The organism is Mucilaginibacter mali (genome assembly GCF_013283875.1).
Lineage (GTDB): Bacteria > Bacteroidota > Bacteroidia > Sphingobacteriales > Sphingobacteriaceae > Mucilaginibacter > Mucilaginibacter mali.
The window spans coordinates 3,364,794-3,389,254 of sequence record NZ_CP054139.1; the positions used below are offsets into that span (position 1 = coordinate 3,364,794).

General features: G+C 47.3%; 21 protein-coding genes. 13 read left to right on the plus strand and 8 right to left on the minus strand.

Features of this window, described 5'->3' with window-relative positions:
- Window positions 1-33: 33 nt before the first annotated feature.
- Together HQ865_RS14010 and HQ865_RS14015 are read right to left on the minus strand one after the other, a co-directional pair.
- Entirely contained in the window at window positions 34-765 is a 732-nt protein-coding gene (locus HQ865_RS14010; protein WP_173415486.1) for a LytR/AlgR family response regulator transcription factor, read from the minus strand.
- The gene (locus HQ865_RS14015; protein WP_173415487.1) at window positions 762-1,862 is read right to left on the minus strand and encodes a sensor histidine kinase; all 1,101 of its coding nucleotides are present in this window, start codon (window positions 1,860-1,862) and stop codon (window positions 762-764) included. The genes HQ865_RS14010 and HQ865_RS14015 overlap by 4 nt, the downstream gene beginning before the upstream one ends.
- A gap of 238 nt (window positions 1,863-2,100) precedes the next feature.
- Between HQ865_RS14015 and HQ865_RS14020 the strand changes: the two genes are divergently transcribed.
- Entirely contained in the window at window positions 2,101-2,403 is a 303-nt protein-coding gene (locus HQ865_RS14020; protein WP_173415488.1) for a hypothetical protein, read from the plus strand.
- Window positions 2,404-2,593: 190 nt separating this feature from the next.
- Here HQ865_RS14020 and ispG read toward each other — a convergent pair whose 3' ends face one another.
- A complete protein-coding gene (gene ispG / locus HQ865_RS14025) occupies window positions 2,594-4,612 on the minus strand; it encodes a (E)-4-hydroxy-3-methylbut-2-enyl-diphosphate synthase (protein WP_173415489.1) in 2,019 nt (672 codons plus the stop codon).
- A gap of 37 nt (window positions 4,613-4,649) precedes the next feature.
- On the opposite strand from ispG, the gene HQ865_RS14030 reads away from it, so the two are divergent.
- Window positions 4,650-4,883: a hypothetical protein gene (locus tag HQ865_RS14030; protein WP_173415490.1), complete on the plus strand. Its 234-nt coding sequence runs from the start codon at window positions 4,650-4,652 to the stop codon at window positions 4,881-4,883.
- Between the two features lie 11 nt (window positions 4,884-4,894).
- Here the strand turns inward: HQ865_RS14030 and HQ865_RS14035 are convergent, their stop codons facing one another.
- The gene (locus HQ865_RS14035; protein ID WP_173415491.1) at window positions 4,895-5,611 is read right to left on the minus strand and encodes a DUF4476 domain-containing protein; all 717 of its coding nucleotides are present in this window, start codon (window positions 5,609-5,611) and stop codon (window positions 4,895-4,897) included.
- 92 nt (window positions 5,612-5,703) lie between these two features.
- Here HQ865_RS14035 and HQ865_RS14040 point away from each other — a divergent pair, with 92 nt between their 5' ends.
- Complete coding sequence (locus HQ865_RS14040; protein ID WP_173414705.1) at window positions 5,704-7,230, plus strand: IS1182 family transposase; 1,527 nt, start codon at window positions 5,704-5,706, stop codon at window positions 7,228-7,230.
- A gap of 279 nt (window positions 7,231-7,509) precedes the next feature.
- Window positions 7,510-8,493 (plus strand): ankyrin repeat domain-containing protein, encoded by a 984-nt coding sequence (locus HQ865_RS14045; protein WP_173415492.1) that lies wholly within the window; start codon window positions 7,510-7,512, stop codon window positions 8,491-8,493.
- Window positions 8,494-8,517: 24 nt separating this feature from the next.
- Here the strand turns inward: HQ865_RS14045 and HQ865_RS14050 are convergent, their stop codons facing one another.
- The gene (locus HQ865_RS14050) at window positions 8,518-9,144 is read right to left on the minus strand and encodes a DUF4159 domain-containing protein (RefSeq protein WP_173415493.1); all 627 of its coding nucleotides are present in this window, start codon (window positions 9,142-9,144) and stop codon (window positions 8,518-8,520) included.
- A 192-nt stretch (window positions 9,145-9,336) separates the two neighbouring features.
- Between HQ865_RS14050 and HQ865_RS14055 the strand changes: the two genes are divergently transcribed.
- The 7 genes from HQ865_RS14055 to HQ865_RS14085 all read left to right on the plus strand — a co-directional run bounded on the left by HQ865_RS14055 (window position 9,337) and on the right by HQ865_RS14085 (window position 19,877).
- Entirely contained in the window at window positions 9,337-10,338 is a 1,002-nt protein-coding gene (locus HQ865_RS14055; RefSeq protein ID WP_173415494.1) for an AAA family ATPase, read from the plus strand.
- Window positions 10,339-10,436: 98 nt separating this feature from the next.
- Complete coding sequence (locus HQ865_RS14060; protein ID WP_173415495.1) at window positions 10,437-11,306, plus strand: DUF58 domain-containing protein; 870 nt, start codon at window positions 10,437-10,439, stop codon at window positions 11,304-11,306.
- A gap of 135 nt (window positions 11,307-11,441) precedes the next feature.
- Window positions 11,442-12,932: a BatA domain-containing protein gene (locus HQ865_RS14065; RefSeq protein WP_173415496.1), complete on the plus strand. Its 1,491-nt coding sequence runs from the start codon at window positions 11,442-11,444 to the stop codon at window positions 12,930-12,932.
- On the plus strand, window positions 12,925-15,051 hold the full coding sequence (locus HQ865_RS14070) for a DUF4175 family protein (protein ID WP_173415497.1): 2,127 nt from the start codon (window positions 12,925-12,927) through the stop codon (window positions 15,049-15,051). Before HQ865_RS14065 ends, HQ865_RS14070 begins: the two co-directional genes overlap by 8 nt.
- Complete coding sequence (locus tag HQ865_RS14075) at window positions 15,048-16,829, plus strand: hypothetical protein (RefSeq protein ID WP_173415498.1); 1,782 nt, start codon at window positions 15,048-15,050, stop codon at window positions 16,827-16,829. The genes HQ865_RS14070 and HQ865_RS14075 overlap by 4 nt, the downstream gene beginning before the upstream one ends.
- 70 nt (window positions 16,830-16,899) lie before the next feature.
- Window positions 16,900-18,537 carry a TldD/PmbA family protein gene (locus tag HQ865_RS14080; RefSeq protein ID WP_202020389.1) on the plus strand — a complete coding sequence of 546 codons (1,638 nt, stop codon included), beginning with the start codon at window positions 16,900-16,902 and terminating at the stop codon, window positions 18,535-18,537.
- A 5-nt stretch (window positions 18,538-18,542) separates the two neighbouring features.
- A complete protein-coding gene (locus HQ865_RS14085; protein WP_173415499.1) occupies window positions 18,543-19,877 on the plus strand; it encodes a TldD/PmbA family protein in 1,335 nt (444 codons plus the stop codon).
- A gap of 229 nt (window positions 19,878-20,106) precedes the next feature.
- Here HQ865_RS14085 and HQ865_RS14090 read toward each other — a convergent pair whose 3' ends face one another.
- Both HQ865_RS14090 and HQ865_RS14095 read right to left on the minus strand, forming a co-directional pair.
- Complete coding sequence (locus tag HQ865_RS14090; protein WP_173415500.1) at window positions 20,107-20,499, minus strand: VOC family protein; 393 nt, start codon at window positions 20,497-20,499, stop codon at window positions 20,107-20,109.
- A gap of 246 nt (window positions 20,500-20,745) precedes the next feature.
- Complete coding sequence (locus HQ865_RS14095; RefSeq protein WP_173415501.1) at window positions 20,746-21,588, minus strand: bifunctional helix-turn-helix domain-containing protein/methylated-DNA--[protein]-cysteine S-methyltransferase; 843 nt, start codon at window positions 21,586-21,588, stop codon at window positions 20,746-20,748.
- Between the two features lie 104 nt (window positions 21,589-21,692).
- On the opposite strand from HQ865_RS14095, the gene HQ865_RS14100 reads away from it, so the two are divergent.
- Together HQ865_RS14100 and HQ865_RS14105 are read left to right on the plus strand one after the other, a co-directional pair.
- Complete coding sequence (locus HQ865_RS14100; RefSeq protein WP_173415502.1) at window positions 21,693-23,531, plus strand: UbiD family decarboxylase; 1,839 nt, start codon at window positions 21,693-21,695, stop codon at window positions 23,529-23,531.
- 6 nt (window positions 23,532-23,537) lie between these two features.
- On the plus strand, window positions 23,538-24,014 hold the full coding sequence (locus tag HQ865_RS14105; protein ID WP_173415503.1) for a hypothetical protein: 477 nt from the start codon (window positions 23,538-23,540) through the stop codon (window positions 24,012-24,014).
- 5 nt (window positions 24,015-24,019) lie between these two features.
- Here the strand turns inward: HQ865_RS14105 and HQ865_RS14110 are convergent, their stop codons facing one another.
- Entirely contained in the window at window positions 24,020-24,418 is a 399-nt protein-coding gene (locus HQ865_RS14110; RefSeq protein ID WP_173415504.1) for a hypothetical protein, read from the minus strand.
- Window positions 24,419-24,461: the final 43 nt, after the last annotated feature.

Genomic DNA, 24,461 nt, shown 5'->3' on the forward strand with positions numbered 1-24,461 from the left:
TCTCCCCCCTCTATCGCTATGACGAGGTAGATGCTACACAAAATGCAAATGCTCGCCCTTTAACCGCTTCTGCATTTCCTGTTTATAATTGCGGCCAACAGGTAGTTCATGGCCATTAACCTCGACAGCAAAGGAATAGAATGATGTTATCCGCGAAAGCGAAACAATAAATGAGCGATGTATGCGCACAAACTTATTCTCGGGTAGCATTTCCTCTAAAAAGCTGATCTTTTGTTTGCTGATATAAGCCTGGTCGGGGGTAATCACCTTTACGTAATCGCGCAGGCTTTCTATCCACAAAATATCATTTACGTTTATCTTGATGGTTTTGCGGTCTACTTTGAGGTACAGGAAAGCCTCGGTATCCCCTACCGGCTTTTCGTGGCCGATGACGGCGGTCGGCTTGTTGTCGTTAAGCTGGTACACCTTGTCTATAGCCCGCAGAAAGCGATCGAACGATATGGGTTTCATCAGGTAATCAACCGCATTTAGTTCAAAACCATCTACCGCGTATTCGCTATAGGCTGTAGTAAAGATCACCTTTGGCGGGTTCTTCAGGCTTTTTAGCAGGTCGGTTCCGGTAATACCAGGCATTTTGATATCCAGGAACATCAAATCGACGGGCTTTTGCTGCAGCAATTGGAACGCATGGATGGCATTATTGCACTTACCAACAATCTCCATATTATTGAAATTGGCCAGGTAATTCTCTATCACCTCAATGGCGTGAGGTTCGTCGTCAACTATCAGTACGCGTAATTTCATGCGGTTACCATTTGTTGTTTAGGTTGTGGCTGTGTTTGCAGCTTTAATTCTAATACGGCCAAAAAGGCATCATCATCGTCAAGTATCTTTAATTTGTGAGCCGCGGGATACAGCAAGTCAAGCCTCTTTTTAAGATTTTCCAGCCCAATATGTCCCTCGTACTTTTCGGGGTTGACGATCTCGGGCTTACTATTCGATATTTTCAATTGCAGATTATCGCCCGTAATGTTAATGTTGATATTGATCCACGAATCGCCCATGCTTTCGCTGGTGCCATGTTTAAAGGCGTTCTCCACCAAGGGCAGCATGAGTAGCGGAGCTATCGTTTTTTGGCTGGTATCACCGCTGATGCTAAAGGAAAGATCCAGCCGGTCTTCATAACGCAGCTTCTCCAGATCCACAAACTGTTGCAGCATCAGTATCTCCTTGGCAAGCGGTACGCTATCAGCATTGCACTCGTAGAGCATATAGCGCAGCATCTCCGACAGCCCCATTACCACCTGCGGCGAGCGGGGTGAGTTATTGAGCGTAAGCGCGTACAGGTTATTGAGCGTATTAAACAGGAAGTGCGGGTGTACCTGACCTTTCAAAGCGTTTAGTTCGGCTTGCAGGGCGGCTTGCTTACGCTCGTACCAAAGCTTAAACAGTTTGATTACCAGCCCAAACCACATCACCATATTAATGGCCTTCAGCGCGTTGATAAAACTTACCCTATCGGTTAGCCTTTGCCAAAAAGTATGTTTTGCTTCTTCAATATACCCCCAATTAATATTAGGGCTATGGCTTATCAGGTAAGGCGATACAAACCATATATAAACTAAACGGCTCATAACCGCCACCATAAACATAATACCCAGTAAATACAACGCGAAGCTTATATAACGGGCATTGAAAAGGTAAACAGGCAGTAACCAATAAGCCACTAAATAAAAATATACGATATGCAGGGGCACATAAAACAGGTTATTACGGGCGGAGATGAGATAAGTGCTTTGAACCGAATATATGGTAGTGAATGCTATAAACACAAAAATCCAAAAAACAACATGCGCTGTTACACGGTCAACCTTTAATCGCGAAAAAGGCACGCTATTCATCACGCTAAATTACGCATAAGCTTAACAATTAACCGCATGCGCGACCGGCTTATCGACTAACAGCGCCATACAACGGACGAAATGCATAAAATCGGGCCTTATCTTCCGGATACCGCTACAAATGCAGTTTGTAGCAGGTGAAATGTTGTTGATATGCGGTATAACGACGAGTAGCGGTTATACTATTTAATGCCTTTACACAGCTATATCTTAGTACTGTAATTTAAACAACCATATCATGAAAAAAGCAATCCTAACCATAACAATAGTATCGCTGTGGATACTAAGCAGTAGCGCACAAACCAGGGTAAATGGTACCTGGGTAGTAGAAAGTAATATCCATCAGCCCAAATTGCATACGGTAAAGTTTTACGGCGATAGTAACCGCCTGCTTTATACCGAAACCATAAAGGGCCGTTTGAATATCGACAAAAAGAAGGTAAGGGACCGCATGAACAAGGTACTGGATATTTTACTGGCCAAAAACAACGACATGCAGAATAGCGGCGTATTAGCTGCTGCCTTTAAGTTGAAGCTTTAAAAAACAAAGTGATATTTCTCTGCGTCGATTGGGCTTCTGTTAAATGCTGAATCATACAGAAAGGGGTTTTTGTTGTAAGGCAAATGGGGAAGCGCGAACGACGCGGAGAAGTAAAAATGTAGAGACACGATACCTCGTGTCTCTTTTATTTCGATTATATTGGAGACACGAAGTATCGTGTCTCTACGTTTTAGGCCGGTTCTATCCAGTTGCCATCCTCGCGGATGATATTGATCAGCTCATCAAGCGCGTTTTCCGATCCTACGTTCTTCTTCACCACTTCCTTACTGCGGTAAAGGGTAACCTTGCCCGGGCCAGAACCTACATAACCATAATCGGCATCGGCCATTTCGCCGGGGCCATTTACTATACAGCCCATAATACCGATCTTTAACCCTTTAAGGTGACTGGTACGGCTGCGGATCATCTGGGTAGTCTCCATCAAGTCGAACAGTGTACGGCCACAACTTGGGCACGATATATACTCGGTTTTTGATATCCTTGAACGGGTAGCCTGTAAAATACCGAAAGCGGTAGAGGTGATCACATCCGTAGCTACTTCAGGGGCATCTATCCAAATACCATCGCCAAAACCATCAACCAGTAAAGCACCAAAATCGGTAGCGGCGTAGAGTTGCAGGAGGGTAATCTCTTCCTGTCCATGGACCATGGTCCATGGTCCATGGTCTTTCCCATAGCTCCTCTTCACTATCACCGGCACATCCAGCCCCATTTCTTCTAACTTAAAGAAGAGCGCGCGCTGATCGGCCATGCCGTGGGTTTCGTTGGTTTCCAGGACAAATACCAGCGATTTATCCAGTTGTATCGAACCAAAATCATCCGTATCCAGATCGGCATTGGTAATGCGCACCAGGTTCATAGTCGAAGAACGGTCGGAACCGGGAGCGATATATTCTTTTAGGGTGAACAGTGGATGGCATTGTGCTTTATCGCTTAGTTTAAGCCAGGTATTATAATTATACAGTTGCTTCAGGTTGCCCGGCATACTGAACGAGGGCAATTCATCGGCCAGGTAAACAAAATCTACCGATTGCTCACCCATGTTATATTTATCCAGCACCGGCGAATACAGATAGCCAGCGGCATTCAGTATCGCCGGATCTTTCAGGTTAAGCTTTGAAATATCTACCACTACCCTCGGCACCATATGGCCGCCAATGAAAGCATTCGCTTCGTAGGTTTCGCGTTTTTTGTATTCGTAGGGAGAGTAAGTTGAAGGCTGAAGGCTGAAAGCCGAAATCTTTCCATCCGTTGCTTTATGCTTTTCGCTTTCGGCATTTCGCTGAGTGTAACGATTAACCAGCGCGATGGCCACCGGCGCTTCAGCTTCGGGTTCTTCGGTAAGGGATACACGTACAGTATCGCCCAGCCCATCCTCCAGCAATGTGCCTATACCCACGGCCGATTTGATGCGGCCATCCTCGCCGTCGCCGGCTTCGGTAACGCCCAGGTGAAGCGGGTAGTTCATGCCTTCGGCTACCATGGTTTCTACCAGTAAGCGGTAAGCCTGCACCATTACCTGCGGGTTGCTGCTCTTCATGCTTACCACCAGGTTGTAGTAGCCTAACGACTCGCTCATGCGCATAAACTCCATGGCCGACTCGACCATACCCTGCGGCGTATCGCCATAGCGGCTCATGATCCTGTCGCTTAGTGAACCATGGTTGGTGCCGATACGCATAGCCGTACCATACTCCTTACAGATTTTCACCAGCGGGGTAAATTTAGTAAAAATGCGGTCTAACTCGCCCTGGTATTCAGCATCGGTATAGGTAAGCTGGTCGAATTTCTTTTTATCGGCATAGTTACCTGGGTTAACGCGCACCTTCTCTACTATCCTTGCAGCCACCTCTGCAGCGTTGGGCGTAAAGTGAATATCGGCCACCAGCGGTGTGGTGTAGCCGCGGGCGCGCAGTTGTTTTTTTATCTCGGCCAGGTTCTGCGCTTCTTTAATGCTGGGCGCGGTGATGCGCACGTATTCGCAGCCGGCATCTATCATGCGGATGCTTTGCTCTACCGTGGCTATAGTGTCCATGGTGTCGGTAGTGGTCATGCTTTGTATGCGGATGGGGTTATTGCCCCCCAGCGGCACATCGCCAATGTTTACCTCGCGTGTTACAAAACGCGAATATTCGGTAAGCGAATTACAGTACCTGCCCGGCAACAGCTTTATAGCATCAGCATTCATATAGGTGCGTTAAATTATCGGGGCAAATTTACGAATAATGATCGAAGTAGTTATGTTTCAAAAGTCAAACCTGTTATCTTTGAGTATGGCAACGCAATATATAGTTAACGATAAAGGTGAAAAGACGGCGGTGCAACAGAAACTTGAGTTGACTGATGAGTATAAGAAAATGATTGATACTATGCTCGCCACGGAAAATACCGCTAAATATGTATCGTATGGTACAATAAAAGAACGGTTTGGAATTTATTCAAACCGTTCAGATCAATAATATTTCCCCATTTATCCCGCCGATAACAAAAACTTATCCAGCTTCTCCTTACTGCTTAAAAACGTAAACTGATCGCGCAGCAAATAATATTTCTGTATATCAACGGTATAATTGTAAGCCATCAGCGCTACATCCAGCTTATCATCATCAAAAGTAAACTGGCGCAACAATTCGCTTACCTGCGCTACGGTCACCAGGTTACGCTGCAGGGCCGCTTCTATCAATTTCTTTTTACTGTCTTTAAATGGTTCTTTATTCACCAGAACCTGTAACCTCGCAAACTCATCGCGACTGAATACATCCTTTCGGCGTGGGCGATCGTTATCAACAGCGGTCTGCAAAAACTGATCGAACTTATCGCGGGTGCTGATAAAACTAAACTTATCGCGCAACTGGTAAAAGTGTTGTGTATCCGCTGTGAACGGATAGGCCATCAGCGCCCAATCCAGCTTCTCATCGTCGAAGGTAATTTGTTTTAAAACATCGTTCAGCTGATCTACCAAAAGGTACCTGCCCTGCAGGGCCAATTTAAAAATATTTCTCTTACCATCCTTAAACGGTTCTCTTTTGATCATATCCTGCATACGGGCAAATTCTCCGGGAGATAAGATCCGGCGATAGCGTTGAGCGTATGGGCGACCATAATCTGCCCTGTTGTTGTTAAAGTCCTGGGCGTAGGTTGCGGCTGTGGTACCCAGTACCAAAATCAGCACCATTATTTTTTTCATATTAAAAAGATGTAGGTTGAACACACAAGAGGCTGTCTCAAAAGCGAGGCAGCCTCTTTGTTTTTGAGCGTAATTTTCAGTAACTTAAAGGCATGGGAGGAAAAGTAGTCTTTAAGGAATATGATCCTGACCAGTTAACCTTTTTACCGTATAAACTGGAGGAACTGGTACCGCAGGGTCATCCGGTACGTATTGTATCGAAGGTGGTCGATCAGGTAGATGTTAAACCGATTAACCGCAAGTATAAAGGCGGCGGGGCATCCAGCTTTCATCCGCGGCTGATGCTCAAGCTGCTGATCTACGGTTATCTGACCAACACGTATTCTTCACGGAAGTTGGAAGACCAGGCCGCGCAGAATGTACATTTCATGTGGCTTTTAGGCATGAAAAAGCCTGATCACAATACCATCAACCGTTTCCGGAGCGAGAAGCTGTCGGGTGTTTTAAAGGAGATCTTCTCACAGATCGTATTGTTATTACAGCAGGAAGGTATCGTCTCGCTGAAAGAAGCTGTTTTTACCGATGGTACCAAGATCGAATCGGTAGCGAACAAGTACACTTTTGTATGGGGCAAAAGCATTAAGAACAGCAAGGAGAAGATGAAAGCCCAATTGGATGAACTGTGGAGTTATGCGCAAACCATCGCTGCCGAAGAACTTAAAGACACCGCACCGCTGGAATACAGCGAGATCAACCCGGAAAAAGTAAAAGAAACGATCTCAAAGATCAACGCCGCCCTGGACGATAAGGAAGATGTCGATAAGAAAGTAAGGCAGAAGCTGAACTATGCCAAAAAGCACTGGCCGGAGAACCTGGCCCGGTATGACGAGCAGGAAAAGCTGTTAGGCGGTCGCAACAGCTTTTCGAAGACCGACCCGGGTGCCACCTTCATGCGGATGAAAGAAGACCCTATGCTGAACGGGCAGCTTAAACCCGGATACAATCTGCAGATCTCCACCCAGGAGCAGTTCATCTTGAACTATAGCCTGCACCAAACCACAACCGATTACCAGACCCTTCCATCACACATCGAACAATACGAAACTTTATATCATGCACTTCCAAAAGCGGTAGTGGCCGATGCGGGCTACGGTTCGGACGAGAACTATGGCGTATTACAGCAAAAAGGCATTGAAGCTTATATCAAATACAACACGTTCGACCAGGAACAAAATAAAGGCATCAAAGCATTCGGTAATGACAGTTTGCACTATAATGAACAGGAAGATTACCTGGTATGTCCGATGGGACAACACATGCAGCATATCGGCACCGGGCAGCGGGTCACCACATCCGGCTATGTGCAACTGATCAGCCGCTATCAGGCGCAGAATTGTGAAAACTGCCCCATGCGGGGCGTTTGTCACCAAGCAGCCGGTAACCGCGTGGTGGAGATCAACCACAGCCTTAGAATACACAAGCAGATAGCGAAAGAAAGATTGAATACCGAACAGGGCATCAAATACCGAAAGCGACGGCCCGCAGATGTCGAACCGGTGTTCGCCAACCTGAAGCATAATCACGGCTTCAGGCGATTCCTGCTGAAGGGAATGTCCAAAACCGAGGTCGAAATAGGGTTATTATCCATCGCACATAACCTCAGAAAGTGGAAAGCCTGATAAAAAAGGCTTTTTATCCGATAAAAACACCTGAACCAACTCAAAAAAATCGAAAGCAGGCTGATACAGTCCCGCTTTCCTAATAACTCATCTAAATCGGCATCAACGAAAAAACCGCCTCATAATTGACTTATGAGACGGCCTCTTTCCTAATTATGATGATATGACGCTGATAAACTAAAAAGGTTAAAATAAAAATTAAAAAATCTATTTAAATAACTATTCTACAGTTGTTTATTTTTCAGATCAGTATACACCAAACCGCTATATTTGATAACAATGATGATCCGGCCCAACGATTTAAAACAGGAACTGCCTAAAGAAGTGGGCAATGGCGAAATATCCACCACTACCAAGGTGTGGGAAATATTATCGGCAAGTTACGAGGGCAATTTATCACGTGTAAAGGAACTGGTTAATAAATGCCCTGGTTTGATCTATGCGCAGTACAACTATGCGCCGCCCATCCATTTCGCCGTGCGCGAGGGGCATACCGAAATGGTAAAATACCTGCTCGATAACGGCGCGCACGATCCATCCTATCGTTTTTACCCTTTCCTGGATAGTTTGCAAACCGTTGCCGATGACCGTGGATATAGCCACATTGTACAACTGCTTGATGAGTATGAGAACACCCCCGCGAAACACCGGTTTAAAGGCGACAATGGCCGCGTATTTTACAACCGCACCACGCTGCAAAATGAGTTTGAGCAGGCTGTAGATAAAAACAACCTTAACAGAACAGCGGCCATTTTAAAACAACACCCCGAATTTGCGCTGGACGAAAGTTATTTTTGGGGCGAGGGTATCCTCACCATGCCGGCCAAGAGAAACCATCGTGAAATGATAGACCTGCTAATGAGCCACGGCGCCAAAGTACCCGATATATTGAAGTGGACGCAATTTTATTATTTTGAGCGCTACGATGCGGCAAGCTATATAATGGCAAAAGGCATGAACCCCAATACCATGAGCTGGCAACATGTCTCCATTTTGCATGATATGGCGCAAAAAGGGTTTATTGACAAAGCTGAATTGTTAATTAGCCATGGTGCCGACCTTGACCTTATTGACGAAGCCTATCTTTCCACACCGCTGGGGCTGGCTGCCCGCTGGGGCCAAACAGAAATGGTGCAATATTTAATTGAGCATGGAGCCGATATTCGTAAAGCCGGCGCAATCTGGGCTACCCCATTAAATTGGGCGAAGAAAAAAGGACATGAGGAAATTGTGGCGTTATTAGAAAAGTCGATTCAAAATTAATTGGTTATTCCACTGCAAACTTCCTCACCCCCCCATCGCGTATACCACAATATTCACCCCAAATTTGGTATTATCCTCGGCCAAAAAACGCTTGTTGCGAAAATCGTAATCCCACTCGCAGCCGTAGTCTTTATTGCTATATAACACCCTTATGCGGCCTTTTATTTCAATGGCTTTCAGGTAGTCGTGTATCAGGTCATCGCCCCAGCCGTTCAGTTCAAAACTGGTATTGGGCGGGCCTTTCTCAAACTTAAAAAACGAACTATAAATAGGATGGCTATTGGGAATTTTCTTCAGCGCTGCCGGTCCGAACAATGCTGCCATCTGCGCGTCGAATGATTTGGCGAAAAGCCCGTCGATATCGTGGTTACAATCATCAACAAATACAAAACCGCCATTTTCCACATACTTTTTAAAGTTCGCCCGTTCCTGCGCGTCAAACTGTACCAGCTTATGGCCGCTCAGGTAAAAAAAGGGGTAATTAAAAATATCCGGGCTGCTTAACGGCACCACTTTTTCTTTGGTATCGAAGGGGATGGTGGTATATTCCAGCAGCGAGTTGAGGATATTCGATGGCATCCGCTGATCGGTATCCCAATCGCCGGAGTGGTAGCTGAAGCGGGCAAATGTAAATTTGGGGCTAATAGGCATCTGTTTCTAAAACCTTAAAAGTAGTATAATATTTTATGCGGAAATCACTTTTGTTTGCCTGCCTTGTAATTTTCGCGATACTTTATTGGGCTTTTTACAAGGCCGGGTTTCTTTTATGTAAAAAGCGCCCTATATTGTGATGTTGATCAAAAAACAACGCCGGATACCAATACCGGCACACAAATATTAACTATGACTGCCGAACTGACGGAAAAAGATATTAAGACCCTGCTGGATAAACTGCCGCAGCTAAAAAACGAAATACAAAAAGTAATAGTTGGACAGGATCATATCCTCGACGAACTGCTGGTAGCTTTCCTGGCCGGCGGGCATTGCCTGCTGGAGGGTGTACCCGGACTGGCCAAAACGCTGATCGTAAAAACCATGTCGCAGGCGCTAAAGCTGTCGTTCAGGCGTATCCAGTTCACCCCCGACCTAATGCCGACCGACATTATCGGCACTGAGATATTGGAAGAAGATCATTCCACCGGCAAGCGTTTCTTTAAATTTAACAAAGGGCCGCTGTTCGCCAACATTGTACTGGCCGACGAGATCAACCGTACACCGCCCAAAACACAGTCGGCTTTGTTAGAGGCTATGCAGGAGTTTGAGGTAACCTACGGCGGGCAAACCTATCCGCTGGATAAGCCTTTCTTTATACTGGCTACCCAAAACCCCATCGAACAGGCGGGCACCTATCCCCTGCCTGAGGCACAGCTTGACCGTTTCCTGTTACTGATAAAAATAGGCTACCCTACCGACCAGGAAGAGTTCGACATATTGAGCCGTACCACCGGCACAAAAAAGGCCGATGTAAAAGCGGTCATATCCGCCGGGGAGATACAGCAGGCACAGGCACTGGTAAGGCAGGTAAATATTAACGAAGACCTGGTGCGCTACGTAAGCCAGATCATCCGCGCCACACGGCCAGATAGCACTACTGTACCTTATGTAAAAGAATGGGTGCGCTGGGGGGCTGGTCCGCGGGCGGGACAGGCATTGATACTTACCGCCAAAGCACGGGCGCTGCTGAAAGGCCGCTACGCCGTACTACCAGAAGACATCCATGCTATGGCCACACCCGTGCTGCGCCATCGTATACTGATGAACTTTAAAGCCGAAGCCGAGAACATCACATCAGACAGGGTTACGGAGGAATTGATAAAAGTTATTGAACGACCGAAGACCTTGTAATGTGCAAATATGCAGATGTGCGTATGTGCAAATGCCTGTACTGTTTCCATCTGCATATTTGCATATCCGCACATTTGCACATAAATAGCCACTAAGTAATGTTGGATCCCAAAGTACTCACCACCATAAAAGATTTGCCCCTGCTGGCGAAAACGGTTGTTGATGGCTTTATGAACGGGTTTAACAAAAGCACGGTAAAAGGCCCCGGACTGGAGTTTAGCCAATACCGCAGCTACCAACCAGGCGACGACCTGCGCTGGCTGGATTGGCGCATGTTCGCCCGGTCGGACAGATATTATATTCGCGAATCGGAGATAGAGACCAGCATATCTGTGCGTTTTTTGGTTGATGCCAGCGCCAGTATGGATCACGAAGATAACGGCATAAAAAAGATAGACTATGCCCGTTACCTTACCGCGTCGCTGGCCTATCTGGCCAATTTACAGGGCGATGCCGTGGGGCTTTACGTTTTCCAAAATGGCGGCTTGTTCTCGCTGGCCTCGCGGGCAGATCCGCAGCATTTAAAGCGGCTGTATTACCAATTAGAGCAAGTAAAACCAGCGGGCAAGTTTACGCAGCCCGTGCATTACAAAGAACTATTCACGGGCGCGAACCGCAAGGAACTACTGATCTTCATCACCGATATGTACCAGCAGGACGGTGAGATCAGTAAACTATTAGACTCGCTGGCGGCGCTGAAACACGAGGTAATTGTTTTCCAGGTGATGGGACAAAACGAGCTCGATCTGGACTTTAAAGGGTTCAGCACACTGGAAGACCTGGAGACCGGCGAAACGATACAGATCAGTCCGCAACAGGCGCAGGCCTACAAACAGAATTTACAGCAACACCTGGCCGGTATCCGCATGGAACTGCTGGGCAAGCACATCGTTCACCGCATCATCAGCACCGCCGAGCCACTGGATAAGGCCCTGCGTGATTTTTTGGTGCAAAGGAATAAAAGCTGAAAGCCAAAGGCTTTCTTTAACACAATTTGTCATTTCGACTAACGGGAGAAATCTTATACGTGCGATAAGCATGGCGTAGAAGATTTCTCTCTACGTTCGAAATGACAAAAAAATTTAAGACTAAAAACTTAGAACTTGCTACTTACCTCCCCCATATGGTTACTGGCACTGGCTGCTATCAGCATCCCGGTGGCGATACACCTGTGGAATATCCGTCCGGGCAAAACGCTGAAGGTGGGCAGTATCAGTTTATTCACCGAATCATCGCCAAAAAGCAGCCGCAGCTTTAAGTTGATGGATATTTTGCTGCTGATCTTACGCTGCCTGATGTTGGCGCTCCTGGCATTAATACTGGCTGTGCCCTTTTGGCAACAGCATCTTAAAGCCGGGAAAGCTAAAGGTTGGATATTAATACCGGAGGTAAACCTGTTGCAAACTTACAAATACTTTCAACCGCGCATAGACTCATTAACCAAAGCAGGTTACGAGTTTCATTACTTCAGGCAGGATCTTAAAAAAGAAAGTCTAACCGAACTGGTAAAAACCCGCCCCGATTCGATAGCTTTACAGGATAGTCTAAATTACTGGCAACTATGCCGTGCATTGAGCAGTAAAATCCCCGCTGCCTTACCAGTGGAATTGTTCACTACAAATACCATCAACCATTTTACAGGTGCCAAACCACAAACCAACCTGCATGTCATCTGGCATACTTATACCCCTGCCGATTCCGTCCGCACCTGGCCTGCCGCGGCCTGGTTAACCGCGAACGGTTCGATCCGGGTGATGCAGGGCACATCTGCTCCATCGGGCACTAATTACCAGTACATCGATATTAAAAACGGGGGGCAAAACGGTTCGACCTACCAAGCGAGTGTTGAGCATGGGGTACCGGTTATAAGTTCAAAAGATAAAAAAATAAGCGTTGATACGACAACCCAACATATCACTATCTATACCGATAAAAACACCACGGATGCCGCTTATTTAAAAGCCGCACTGAATGCCGTTGCGCAACTAACCCAGCGTAAGACCATCATCAAACAATATTCATCAGTACAAAACATACCGACGGAACAAGACTGGCTGTTCTGGTTATCAGAACAACCTATAGGGCAAACCTTAGTACATCAGGCCCAAAATGTCTTCCGTTACAAAGCGGGTAAAATAGCAGGGATCGATTCGTGGATAAGCAACGCTGATAGCTATGCACTATCGCAAGGAGAGGTTAAGATACCGCTGTATAAAACTATCGATACGAAACCCGTGGGCGATGTTATTTGGGCGGATGGTTTCGGCAAGGCTGTTCTAAGTAAAGATGCAGGAACCTATCATTTCTACAGCCGCTTCAACCCCGCATGGAACGACCTGGTGTGGAACGATGCTTTCCCCAAATGGCTGATGGCTTTAACCCAGTCAGCATTAACGCTGAACGCTAAGTACGAACACCGGGCTATCAGCACCGAACAACTGCAACCTACTTATGTAGCTGATAACGAAAACACCGCGGATACATCAACGCAAAATACATCGTTGGCCAATTACCTGTGGTTATTATTGGCGATCACGTTCATGGCCGAACGCTGGCTGGCCACGCAAATTAAAACCACCTTAACCAATGGCTGATATGAAAGGTAGCGATAAGATATACAGCCTGAGGCGATGGTGGATCATCTGCCAGGTAGCAGCCGACCTGATGCTATCCATAACCATTACCTTGCTGGTATTAATAGGCTTATACTTTATTAACGCCCTGCATTTCATGTTTAGCACTCCCCTTTTTATGGGGGCTATTATACTGACGATCACTTTCGGGGCTTTTCTTTTTGTCCGTAAACCATGGCAGATCACCGCGTTTACGGTTTCAGGCTTTTTGAACCGAAGCTATCCCGGGTTAGAAGAAAGCGCCGAATTAGTGCTCAAGCCATCCGGTGAACTTACTTTATTACAGAACCTACAGGTAAACCGGGTTGAAGTGGCATTAGCGCATGTACCTGCTCTACCCAAAGCATTTTTCAAACGGCTAATTATAGCGGCGTGCTGCCTTTTGGTGGCCTGCATTTTAGCAAATTTTGCCAACAAAGCGGAAGTGGTAATGCACGTAACGGGTGATAATCTCCTTACACCGCTTCCTAAAAAAGAGAAAGTACTGCCGCAGGTAGACAATATAGAACTGACCATCGCACCGCCCGCCTACACCAACAAACCCAAACGCGAACAGGATAAGTTCACCATCCTGGCCGAGGAGGGTTCGGTAGTGAACTGGATCATCCGCACCAATATCGCCGTAAAAAAACTAAGTCTGCTGTTTAACGACCGTGAGGCACTAAGCCTTAAACCCAATGTAGAAGGTACCGAATGGACAGCCCAAAAAGCCATAGACAAGCCCGGCTTTTACCAGGTGAATATCGATGACAAACTATCTGACCTGTATCAAATTGAAGTTATTAAGGATAATGCCCCGCAGATACATATTAAAACGCCTAAGCAGTATACCTATATAGATGCCGGCGAAAAACCGCAGGTAACATTGACCACCAATATCACCGACGACTACGGCATTAGCAGCGCGCAGATACTGGCTACTGTGGCCAAAGGCAGCGGCGAAGGCGTAAAATTTAAGGAATATAAGATACCTTTTGGCGAGGCGTTCATGGCGCACAGCAGCAGCTATAATTTGCAGCACATGTTCGATCTTCCTAAGCTGGATATGGAACCCGGCGACGAACTTTATTTTTATATTGAAGCGCAAGACAATCATCAGCAAAAAAGCCGTACCGATGTGTATACAGTTACCATACAGGATACCGCCGCGCTGCTGAGTATGGACGGCATCGTTAACGGCAGCAACCTAAAGCCCGAATATTTCCGCAGCCAGCGGCAAATTATTATGGATACCGAGAAGTTGCTGAAAGGCCGCGACAGCCTGAGCAAGGAGAAATTTAACGAGACCAGCAACGAGATAGGCGCCGACCAGAAAATGCTGCGCCTGCGTTATGGCAAGTTTTTGGGTGAGGAAGAGGAATCAAACGTGGGCGGACTGTCCGAAAATGATGAACTGGCCAAGGCAGAAAATTTCAGCAACGCTAAAATGCTGTTGGACGCTTATACCGATAAACACGACAATGCCGAGGATGCCACCTTTTTTGAGCCGGGCATTAAGGCCCAGCTAAAAGCCACCCTTACCGAAATGTGGAACGCCGAACTGCGCCTGCGCATGTACAAACCACAGGACGCGCTACCATTCGAATACAAAGCGCTGCGACTACTAAAAGACCTGCAGCAAAAGTCGCGTAGTTATGTGGCCAAAACATCGTACAAACCCAGTCCGCTAAAGATGGAGAAACGCCTCTCGGGCGACCTGGATAAGATCATCCAGCCAAGCAACAGGCAAGAAATGAAGCCGGGTACTGACCAGTTCGAGACGCTGAAGAACGCCGTGCAATTACTGGAACAGATCAGGCTAAGCCGTACAATTGCCCCTGCCGAGCGCCATAACCTGCAACTGGCCAGGCAGCAACTCAGCGTAAAAGCATCGGCACAGCCGGGCGTGTACTTATCGGCGGTGAGTGCCATGAACCGCATATTATCAGATAAACAACCTGTGCTGTCGGATATCGACATGGTAGAGCGGGCCATACAAAGAACATTGCCACAAAGCGCCCGTGTGCCGCAAAGTCAAACTACCCTGCCCGATATGGGGTTGGCGCAACATTATTACCAAAATCTTAAAAACAAACCATGACCTGGAATATAGCAGTGATAATAATTGGTTTGTTAATGGCCGCCTTCGCGGCCTGGCGCGAGTATCAGCGGGTTAATAAAGCGCATATATTCTGGCGGATGATAGCAGCTATAGTTGCCCCCATCAGTTTGGTATGTGTGGTTTTACCACTCAGCTATTCAACAACCGTTACAAGCAGCGCCGGCGCAGGTAAAATATTATTGACCGATGGTTTCAATACTGATAGCTTAAGCAAGAACGACCGCGTTTTTACGCTTGATAAAACCATCCATCAGCAATACCCAAAAGCCAAGTTACTGGATGATGTGCAGGATTTATTTGCGGATAGTGCGCATATCAGTCCAGTACATATATACGGTCACGGTTTAAGTACAGATGAACTAAAGCAGTTATCGGGCAGGCCCGTTATCTTTCATCCCTCTACTATTTCCGATGGTTTTACGTCGGTGAGCTGGACAGACCACGTAAAAACGGGGCAACAGTTCCGTGTACAGGGAGCATATAAAAACACATCAACCAAAACATTTGACCTTGTTTTAAAAGGCCTGAATACCACTTTAGATTCGATTCGAGTCTCAGCGGGATCACAGCCCCCATTCGCACTTAAAACTACGCCCAAAAATGCGGGGCGGGCCGTTTACAGTTTGATCGCGCTGAACGGGAAGGATACGCTGCAACAGGAAAACATGCCTGTCATCATAAATAAAGCCCAACCACTGAAAGTGCTGATGCTTTCATCATCCCCCGATTTTGAAACCAAGTTTTTAAAAGACTGGCTGGGTGCCAATGGCTACAGCGTGGCATCGCGCTCGGCTATTACCAAAGGCAAAACCGGGCAGGAATTTATCAATACCGAACAGGCAGACCTTTCGCATATCAATACCACCTTGCTGAGCAAATTCGATGTGGTAGTTGGCGACCTATCATCGTTCAAAAAATTAAGCGTGTCCGAAAATTCGGCCTTGCACGAACAGGTTTCGCAAAAAGGCCTGGGGCTAATTGTAAGGGCCGATAGCAGCGATAAAAAAACAACCTGGCTGCAGGATGGCTTCGCGCTGAATTACCAGGCTGGTAAACAGGCTGCTTTATCAACCGTAACTATTCAGGGCGCGGGCAAAACCGCTAAACTAAACATCGACCCAATTGATATCGCCCCGCAAAATAATATGCAGGCTTTAGTTAGCGATGAACGTGGGCATACGCTATCCGGCATTACCATTAACGGGGCGGGGAAAGTGCTTTTTACCACCATTAATAATACTTACAGCTGGATGCTGTCGGGTAATAAGTCGGACTATACCGCTTTATGGTCGCTACTGATAGACAAGGCAGCGCGCAGAGTACCTGCTACAGAAAACTGGTCGGTAGCGCAGGGCATAGCAGGTGTAAATGAACCTGTGCAACTGATAAGCGAAAGCGGGAGTATTGCTGGTGCGGCAAAGATCAACGGTTTGGTTGCGTACCCGGCGCGGGATGCCGGTATCTTATTCAAACAAACGTTTACTTACTGGCCTGCTAATTATGGCTGGCAGCAGGTTACCGGTTACAATGATTCAAGCTTTTGGTGGTATGCATGGAAGGATAGTGAATGGAAAACCATGGCCGCGGCCAATAAAACGATGCTGACCGCAAAATATGCCAAAGCTAACCCGGTCGAAAGCATCGTAACAAAACAAATACGGCAAAAAACCAATGCCGCCGTGCCCAAAATATATTTTTATATCCTATTTTTAGTGGCGGCAACATTCCTTTGGGCCGAAAGCAAGTTCTTCAGCTAAAACGATCGGCAACGATCATATCGTTATAAAAACTAAACTAAAACCAAACAAACAAAAAGGAGGAAAAACCTTGAAACGCAGAGATTTTATTTATTTATCAGGATTAGGGGCCAGTGCTATGGCGCTGCCTAACCTGTCGGCATTTGGGCGGTCTATCGACCCGCAGCAAGCGCTGGAAAGCATCGACGTGAAAGCCAAAAAGGCCCTGGCCGACGTGGCATTGAACGCCGCTAAAGCCGCCGGCGCCAGTTACGCCGATGTACGCATTGGTCGTTATTTGTCGCAATTTGTGGCTACCCGTGAACAACGTGTACAGAACGTATCCAACAGCGAATCGTTCGGTGTGGGGATCCGTGTTATCGCCAACGGTTGCTGGGGTTTTGCCGCTACTAACGATGTTACCCGCGATGGTATGGCCAAAACAGCTGCCCGCGCCGTTGCGGTAGCCAAAGCCAACGCCAAAATTGGTGGTAAGCCGGTTGAACTGGCCCCGCAAAAAGGCTATGGCGAAGTAAGCTGGAAAGCCCCGATAGAAAAGAACGCTTTTGAAGTACCGATAAAAGAGAAAGTTGAACTGCTGCTGGCGGCTAACGCCATCGCAACAAAAGGCGGCGCTAACTTTGTTAACTCGGGCATATCTATGATCAACGAGCAAAAATACTTCGCATCTACAGATGGTTCGTACATCGATCAGGATATCCACCGTATCTCACCAAATTTTTCGGTAACTAAAATTGATCCTAACACGCGCGAATTCCAATCGCAGCCATCGCTGAGTTCGCCGATGGGGTTGGGTTATGAATACCTTAACCCGATAGCTTCAGAAAAGGTAACCGGTGTGGTTACCCGTTACAAACAGCGTTACGATATGCTGGAAGATATGGAGCAGGCTACCCGAAACGTAGGCGAAAAGCTAAAGGCCAAATCGGTTGAACCGGGTAAGTACGACCTGGTGCTTGATCCATCGCACCTGTGGTTAACTATACACGAATCGGTTGGGCACCCGACCGAGCTTGACCGTGTATTGGGCTACGAAGCCAACTTTGCCGGTACCAGCTTTGTAACGCTGGACAAACTGCAATCAAAAACCTTTAAATACGGCAGCGAGCATGTGAATATCCATGCCGATAAACTGCAAAAAGGGTCATTAGGCGCGGTAGGTTATGATGACGAAGGCGTAAAATGCGGCGAATGGGAAATTATTAAAGACGGCGTGCTGGTTAATCTGCAGGCCATCCGCGACCAGGCTAAAATGGTTGGATTGAACCAATCGCAAGGTTGTTGCTATGCCGATAACTGGGATTCGGTACAGTTTCAGCGCATGCCTAACGTATCGCTGTTGCCGGGTAAAAAACCATTATCGCAGGAAGATATGATAAAGGGCGTTGAGAAAGGCATCTTCATCGTGAACAACGGTTCGTTCTCTATCGATCAGCAGCGCTATAACTTCCAGTTCGGCGGGCAGCTGTTCTACGAGATCAAGAACGGCAAGATCGTTGGCCAGATCAACGATGTGGCTTACCAGGCCAATACCCGCGAATTCTGGAGTTCGTGCGCGGGCGTTTGCGATGAGCGCGACTACCGTTTGGGCGGTTCGTTTAGCGATGGCAAAGGCCAGCCGCAACAGGTGAGCGCCGTATCGCACGGGTCGGCCACGGCACGTTTTAACGGGGTAAATGTTATTAACACTAAAAGGAAGATCGGGTAATTAATATGGCACTATATACAAAAGAAGAAGCACAGGCTTTATTAAAGAAAGTGCTTAGTTATTCAAAAGCCGACGAGTGTGAAGTAGGCTTGAACGGCCGCATGGGCGGCAACATTCGTACAGCGCAAAACGCGGTATCAACCGCTGCTGAAACCAGCACTACAGGTTTATTCGTAAGTTCAACATTTGGCAAAAAAACTGGTTCGGCCAGTATAAATGAGTTCGATGACGCATCACTGGAAAAAGTGGTACGCCGTTCTGAAGAACTGGCACAACTTGCCCCTGAGAACCCCGAGCATATGCCGCTGTTAGGCCCGGCTACCTTTAAGGAATCCATCACCTGGAACGCCGATACCGCCGCCATGACGCCGGATACCCGCGCCGACCTGATAGCCAAAAGCATGAAGGCCACTAAAGAGGCGGGACTGGTACAGGCCGGTTTCCTTGAAAATTCATCGGGCTTTAGCGCAGTGATGAACAGTAAGGGCCTGTTTGCTTATAACAAATCGTCAGATGTAACCTTTTCTGTTACCACCCGTAACGATGCAGGCACCATATCTGGCTATGCCGCACGTGGTTTTACCGATATTAAGAAACTGGATACCTATGGCGCTACCAAAATAGCTACCATGAAGGCCAATGCATCTAAAGAGGCCAAAGCTATCGAACCGGGTAAATACACCGTGATACTGGAACCAACTGCCGGTGCTTATATGCTGGAGAACATGTTCCGTTTTGATGCCCGCAGCGCCGAAGAAGGCCGCAGCTTTTTAAGTAAAAAAGGCGGTAGCGGCACCCGCCTGGGTGATCAGTTGATGGACGAGAAGGTAACCATTTATTCAGACCCTTTCAACGCCGACCTACCCGGTGGCACCTGGACAGGGGATGGTTTGCCATTAGAGAAAACCTACTGGATAGAAAAAGGTGTATTAAAAAACCTAAGCTATTCGCGCTACTGGGCGCAGCAAAAGGGCGTAAAACCGCTACCCGGCCCAAGCAATATCATTATGGAAGGCGGCAACAGCAGCATTGAAGAAATGATAGCCAGTACCGAACGCGGCATCCTGGTATCGCGCCTGTGGTATATCCGCATGGTGGATCAGCAGTCGCTGCTATTAACGGGCCTTACCCGCGATGGTACGTTCTATATCGAGAACGGCAAGATCAAATTCCCGGTAAAGAACTTCCGTTTTAACGAAAGCCCGGTAATTATGCTGAACAATGTGGAAGCCCTGGGCAAGCCCGAGCGCGCCATCAGTGTTGAAAGTTACCGCAGCTATATGATCCCGCCAATGAAGGTGCGCGACTTTACCTTCAGCTCGCTGAGTGACGCGGTATAGTTGTTAGATTCAGGATTTTTAGAATCAGGAATCAAGACATATTTATAAACGAACAAGGCCAGTTTTTTAGCTGGCCTTGTTCGTTTATTGAAACCCGCCGCGTCAAGCGTCCACGCTTGACGCAACTCCTAATTAAGCGTCTACGCTTAATTTAAAAAAGGGAGCGTAGACGCTTCTATAGGAACTACAGTCAAGCGTGGACGCTTGACCGAGCGTTATTTTTCTTAAATTACATCTGCGGTATCGAGTGCAAACCAATACGGTTACCCTCGCTATCGATGAAAACACCCATGTAACCATACTCAGGCGATATTTCGGTTTTAGGTACCATGATCTTGCCGCCGGCGGCTTCTACCCTATCCAGTACGTTTTGTACATCGGGGTTGGCATTTAAATAAATCAGCGGGCCTTTATCTTCAGACGGGGTGTGGAAGCCGCCGCTGTCGCAAATGCAGCCGCCTACCTGGGTCATCATATCCGTGACGGGGAACATGCGCATCTTCATTTGCTCCATGTCCATCGGGATCAGGTTGGTTTCAAAAATAGCTTCGTAAAATTTCTGGGCGCGGTCAATGTCGGTAGCCGGTATTTCAAACCAGCTGATGGCGTTGTCAAAAGTCATATCGTTAGGATTTTTAGTTTGATCTAAAGGTAGCAAAACGGCATCGATTTATACAATCCCCCTTAAAGGGTGGGAGTCGTATTTTACCACACATTTGTTGATAATTGCGATGCTTTTAGCCACGTCATAGCGAGAAGCTTAGCGACGTAGCTATCCCCGACATACAAAGCAGACCTGGTTATGGGGATAGCCACGCTACGCTCGCTATGACGGGGTAGTGATGTAATGACAGCATAGCGTAATGACTCAATAACCTACCCGTGCCGCCTCCCAGCCTATCATCGCCGTTTTACGGGTAGTTCCCCAATGGTACTGCCCAAAATCACCGGTCGAGCGGATCACTCGATGACAGGGGATCAGGAAGGCTACGGGGTTGCTGCCCACCGCGCTGCCCACTGCCCTTGATGCGTTTGGCGAATGGATGCTTTGGGCGATGCTGCCATAGTCGGTTAATCCGCCCATTGGTATCCTTAACAAGGCTTCCCAAACCTTTAACTGGAATGCAGTGCCCTTCAGGTGCAGCTTAACCTGGTTCAGTTTGCTCCAGTCCTGCGTAAAAATATAGAGGGCATTTTGCTGGATAGTGTCCACCACCTGGCTGTAACCCGCGTTGGGGAATTGCTCAGATAATAGTTCAAAGGCTTCGTCCTGCTCATCGGCGAAGGCCATATAGCAAATGCCTTTCGGGGTCGATGCGATCAATATCTGCCCGAACGGTGTTTCGGCGAAGCTGTAGTTAATGTACAGCGATTGGCCGCCGTTCTTATACTCGGCCGGGGTCATGCCCTCGATGTTCATAAACAGATCGTGCAGGCGGCCGGTGCCGGATAGACCGGTCTCGAATGCAGTATCGGCCAAGGTGGCCTGGTTCTGCTTCAGCATGTTTTTGGCGTGATCGATGCTGAGGTATTGCAAAAACTTTTTGGGACTGATACCCGCCCAATCACTAAACATCCGTTGAAAATGAAAGGGGCTGATGTGTACTTTTTCGGCCACCTCATCTAAATTGGGCTGGGTCTTAAAATTATCCTTCAGATAAGTGATAGCCTCGGCTATGCGCTGGTAGTTAATGGTTTGTTGCGTTTCCATGTGCTTTGTAAATTTATAAAACAAAAGTATAGCGTGGGTAAAGCCCATAAAACCCGAAACTTGCTGTGTTTTTTTAACTAATTTTGGCAGATACGTTTTACCAAATGGGTTACTCCAGCTTACAATCCTGCATTACCGACCTTGAGAAGAACGGGCACCTCGTCCGCATTAAACAACAGGTTGACCCTTATTTAGAGATGGCTGCCATACACCTGCGCGTGTTTGAGCACGAGGGGCCTGCTATCCTGTTCGAGAATGTAAAGGGCAGTAAGTTCCCGGCGGTGTCCAACCTGTTCGGTACGCTGGACAGGTCGAAGTTTATCTTTCGCGATACGCTGGACAAGGTAAAAACTCTGGTGGATATCAAAACCGATCCGATGCAAGCCATCAAGCATCCGTTCAGGTATATGGATACGGCGTTGACCGCCTTGTCGGCCCTGCCCATGAAGGTTGGCAAGGGCGCGTCCATCAGCTACGGTAAAACACAGATCAGCGAGTTGCCACAGATCGTCAACTGGCCGATGGATGGCGGCCCGTTCGTCACTATGCCGCAGGTGTATACCGAAGATGCTGATAAGCCCGGCGTAATGAACGCTAATTTGGGCATGTACCGCATTCAATTGGCTGGTAACGATTATATTTTAAATCAGGAAGTTGGTTTGCATTACCAACTGCACCGGGGCATAGGTGTGCATCAAACCAAAGCAAACGTCAAAGGGCAGCCGCTAAAGGTGAGCATTTTTGTAGGCGGGCCGCCATCGCACCCGGTAGCTGCCGTAATGCCGCTGCCCGAGGGTTTATCTGAACTGACCTTTGCCGGAGCGCTGGGTAATCGTCGCTTCCGCTACTTTTACGATGCGGAGGGCTTCTGTATTTCTGCCGATGCCGATTTTGTGATCACCGGGACGGTAATGCCGCACGAAAATAAACCCGAGGGGCCTTTTGGTGATCACCTTGGTTATTACAGTTTAACACATCCCTTCCCATTGATGAAGGTGCATAATGTATATCATAAAAAGAACGCGATATGGTCGTTCACCGTGGTTGGCCGCCCACCGCAGGAAGATACCAGCTTTGGTGCGCTGATACACGAGATCACCGGTTCGGCTTTACCGCAGGAGATACCCGGCCTGCATGCCGTAAACGCGGTTGATGCCGCTGGGGTACACCCTTTGCTATTTGCCATTGGCAGCGAACGCTATACCCCTTATTTAAACGAACGCAAGCCACAGGAGATACTCACCATTGCCAACCACATTTTTGGCAAGAACCAGTTGAGCCTGGCCAAATACCTGTTCATCGCCGCGCAGGAAGATAACCCGGCACTTAATGTGAACGATATCGAAGGCTTTCTGAGGCATATTCTTCAGCGCGTAGACCTTACCCGCGATCTGCATTTCCATACCCGTACCACTATCGATACGCTTGATTACAGCGGTAGCGGGCTGAATTCGGGGAGTAAGGTGGCGGTGGCAGTAGCAGGTGAAGTGAAGCGTAAGTTATGGCAGGAGATGCCGCCGGGTTTTGAGTTGCCTAATGTTTTTTCAGGCTACAAAATGGCTATGCCGGGCGTATTGGCGGTACAGGCCCCTAAATATATCAGCGAGCAGGAAACGGAGCAACAGATCGAGATCCTGAATAACGCGCTGAAGAATATCACTATGATTGGCGTACCACTGATGGTTTTATGCGATGATGCTGTGTTTACCGCGGAAAACATCAACAACCTGGTTTGGGTAACCTTTACCCGCAGCAACCCATCGCACGATATCCATGGTATTAACAGCTTTGTCGAACATAAGCACTGGGGCTGCCAGGGCCCGCTCATTATAGATGCGCGCATTAAACCACATCACGCGCCGGAGTTAATTAAAGACCCGCAGGTGGAGAAACGGGTTGATGCATTGGGTGTTAAAGGTGAGGCTTTGTATGGAATAATTTAATGCAGAATGTACGACATCGCTCCAGTTTTTATTGACAGGGAAACCGGTATGGAATGGCCGATTGTTGCAGCTGTAATGATCATCATTTTTGGACCGTGGTTCTATAGAAAAGCCCAGTATGATTGGCCTCCCGTTAATTCGAAGCAAAAAAAGCGATTTGCCATTGCAATTACGTTTTGTATAGCCTTAGGCGGAGCGATAATATATAATTCGGTTAGGGAAATCATGCAGGACCAAATCTTTAAAAAAAACGCGATGGTTACTAACGGAATAACTACCAGGTTTATTAAACAGACTAAATCGGCACCGCTTATTGAATATACCTTTGAGGTGGCTGGCCGTCGTTATATTAATACAGATGTATCACTGCGTTTAGGCATTGAACCTAAGGTGCCGGGCGGTGTATATAAAGTTATCTACAATAAACTCGATCCGCAAATGAGCGTTATGGATATGAGTGCCCGAGTTTATGAGGATCAGTAATTGTTTCACTGCTGTATCATCATCAGCAACTTTTGCGGCGTTTCGTAAGTACTGTGCTGATATTTTAGCGTGGTAATCCCCACGCAAACCGTATCGGTTTTATTATCCTTGTTAGTGATAAATATTTTGGCACGCACATCGGGTTCTTCGTCATCCATGCGCTTCATGTCGCTTAATACAGCCATTAAACTATCCATAGCAGGCTTGCTCATTACATTCATCACCAGCGGCTTTGGGAAGTTGGTCTCAAAATTATCGCAGGTGATCTTGAACAGGGTTTTGCGGCCCAATTCGGTGTATTTAATAGTGATAGCTTTTACGTTTTCGCCGGGGGATGTTGGTTTGTTTTGGCAGGCTGTTAAGGCAACAGCCCCTAAAAGCAACAAAGTATGAAGTTTTTTCATATTTAACTAACTGTAGAGACACGATACTTCGTGTATTATAACC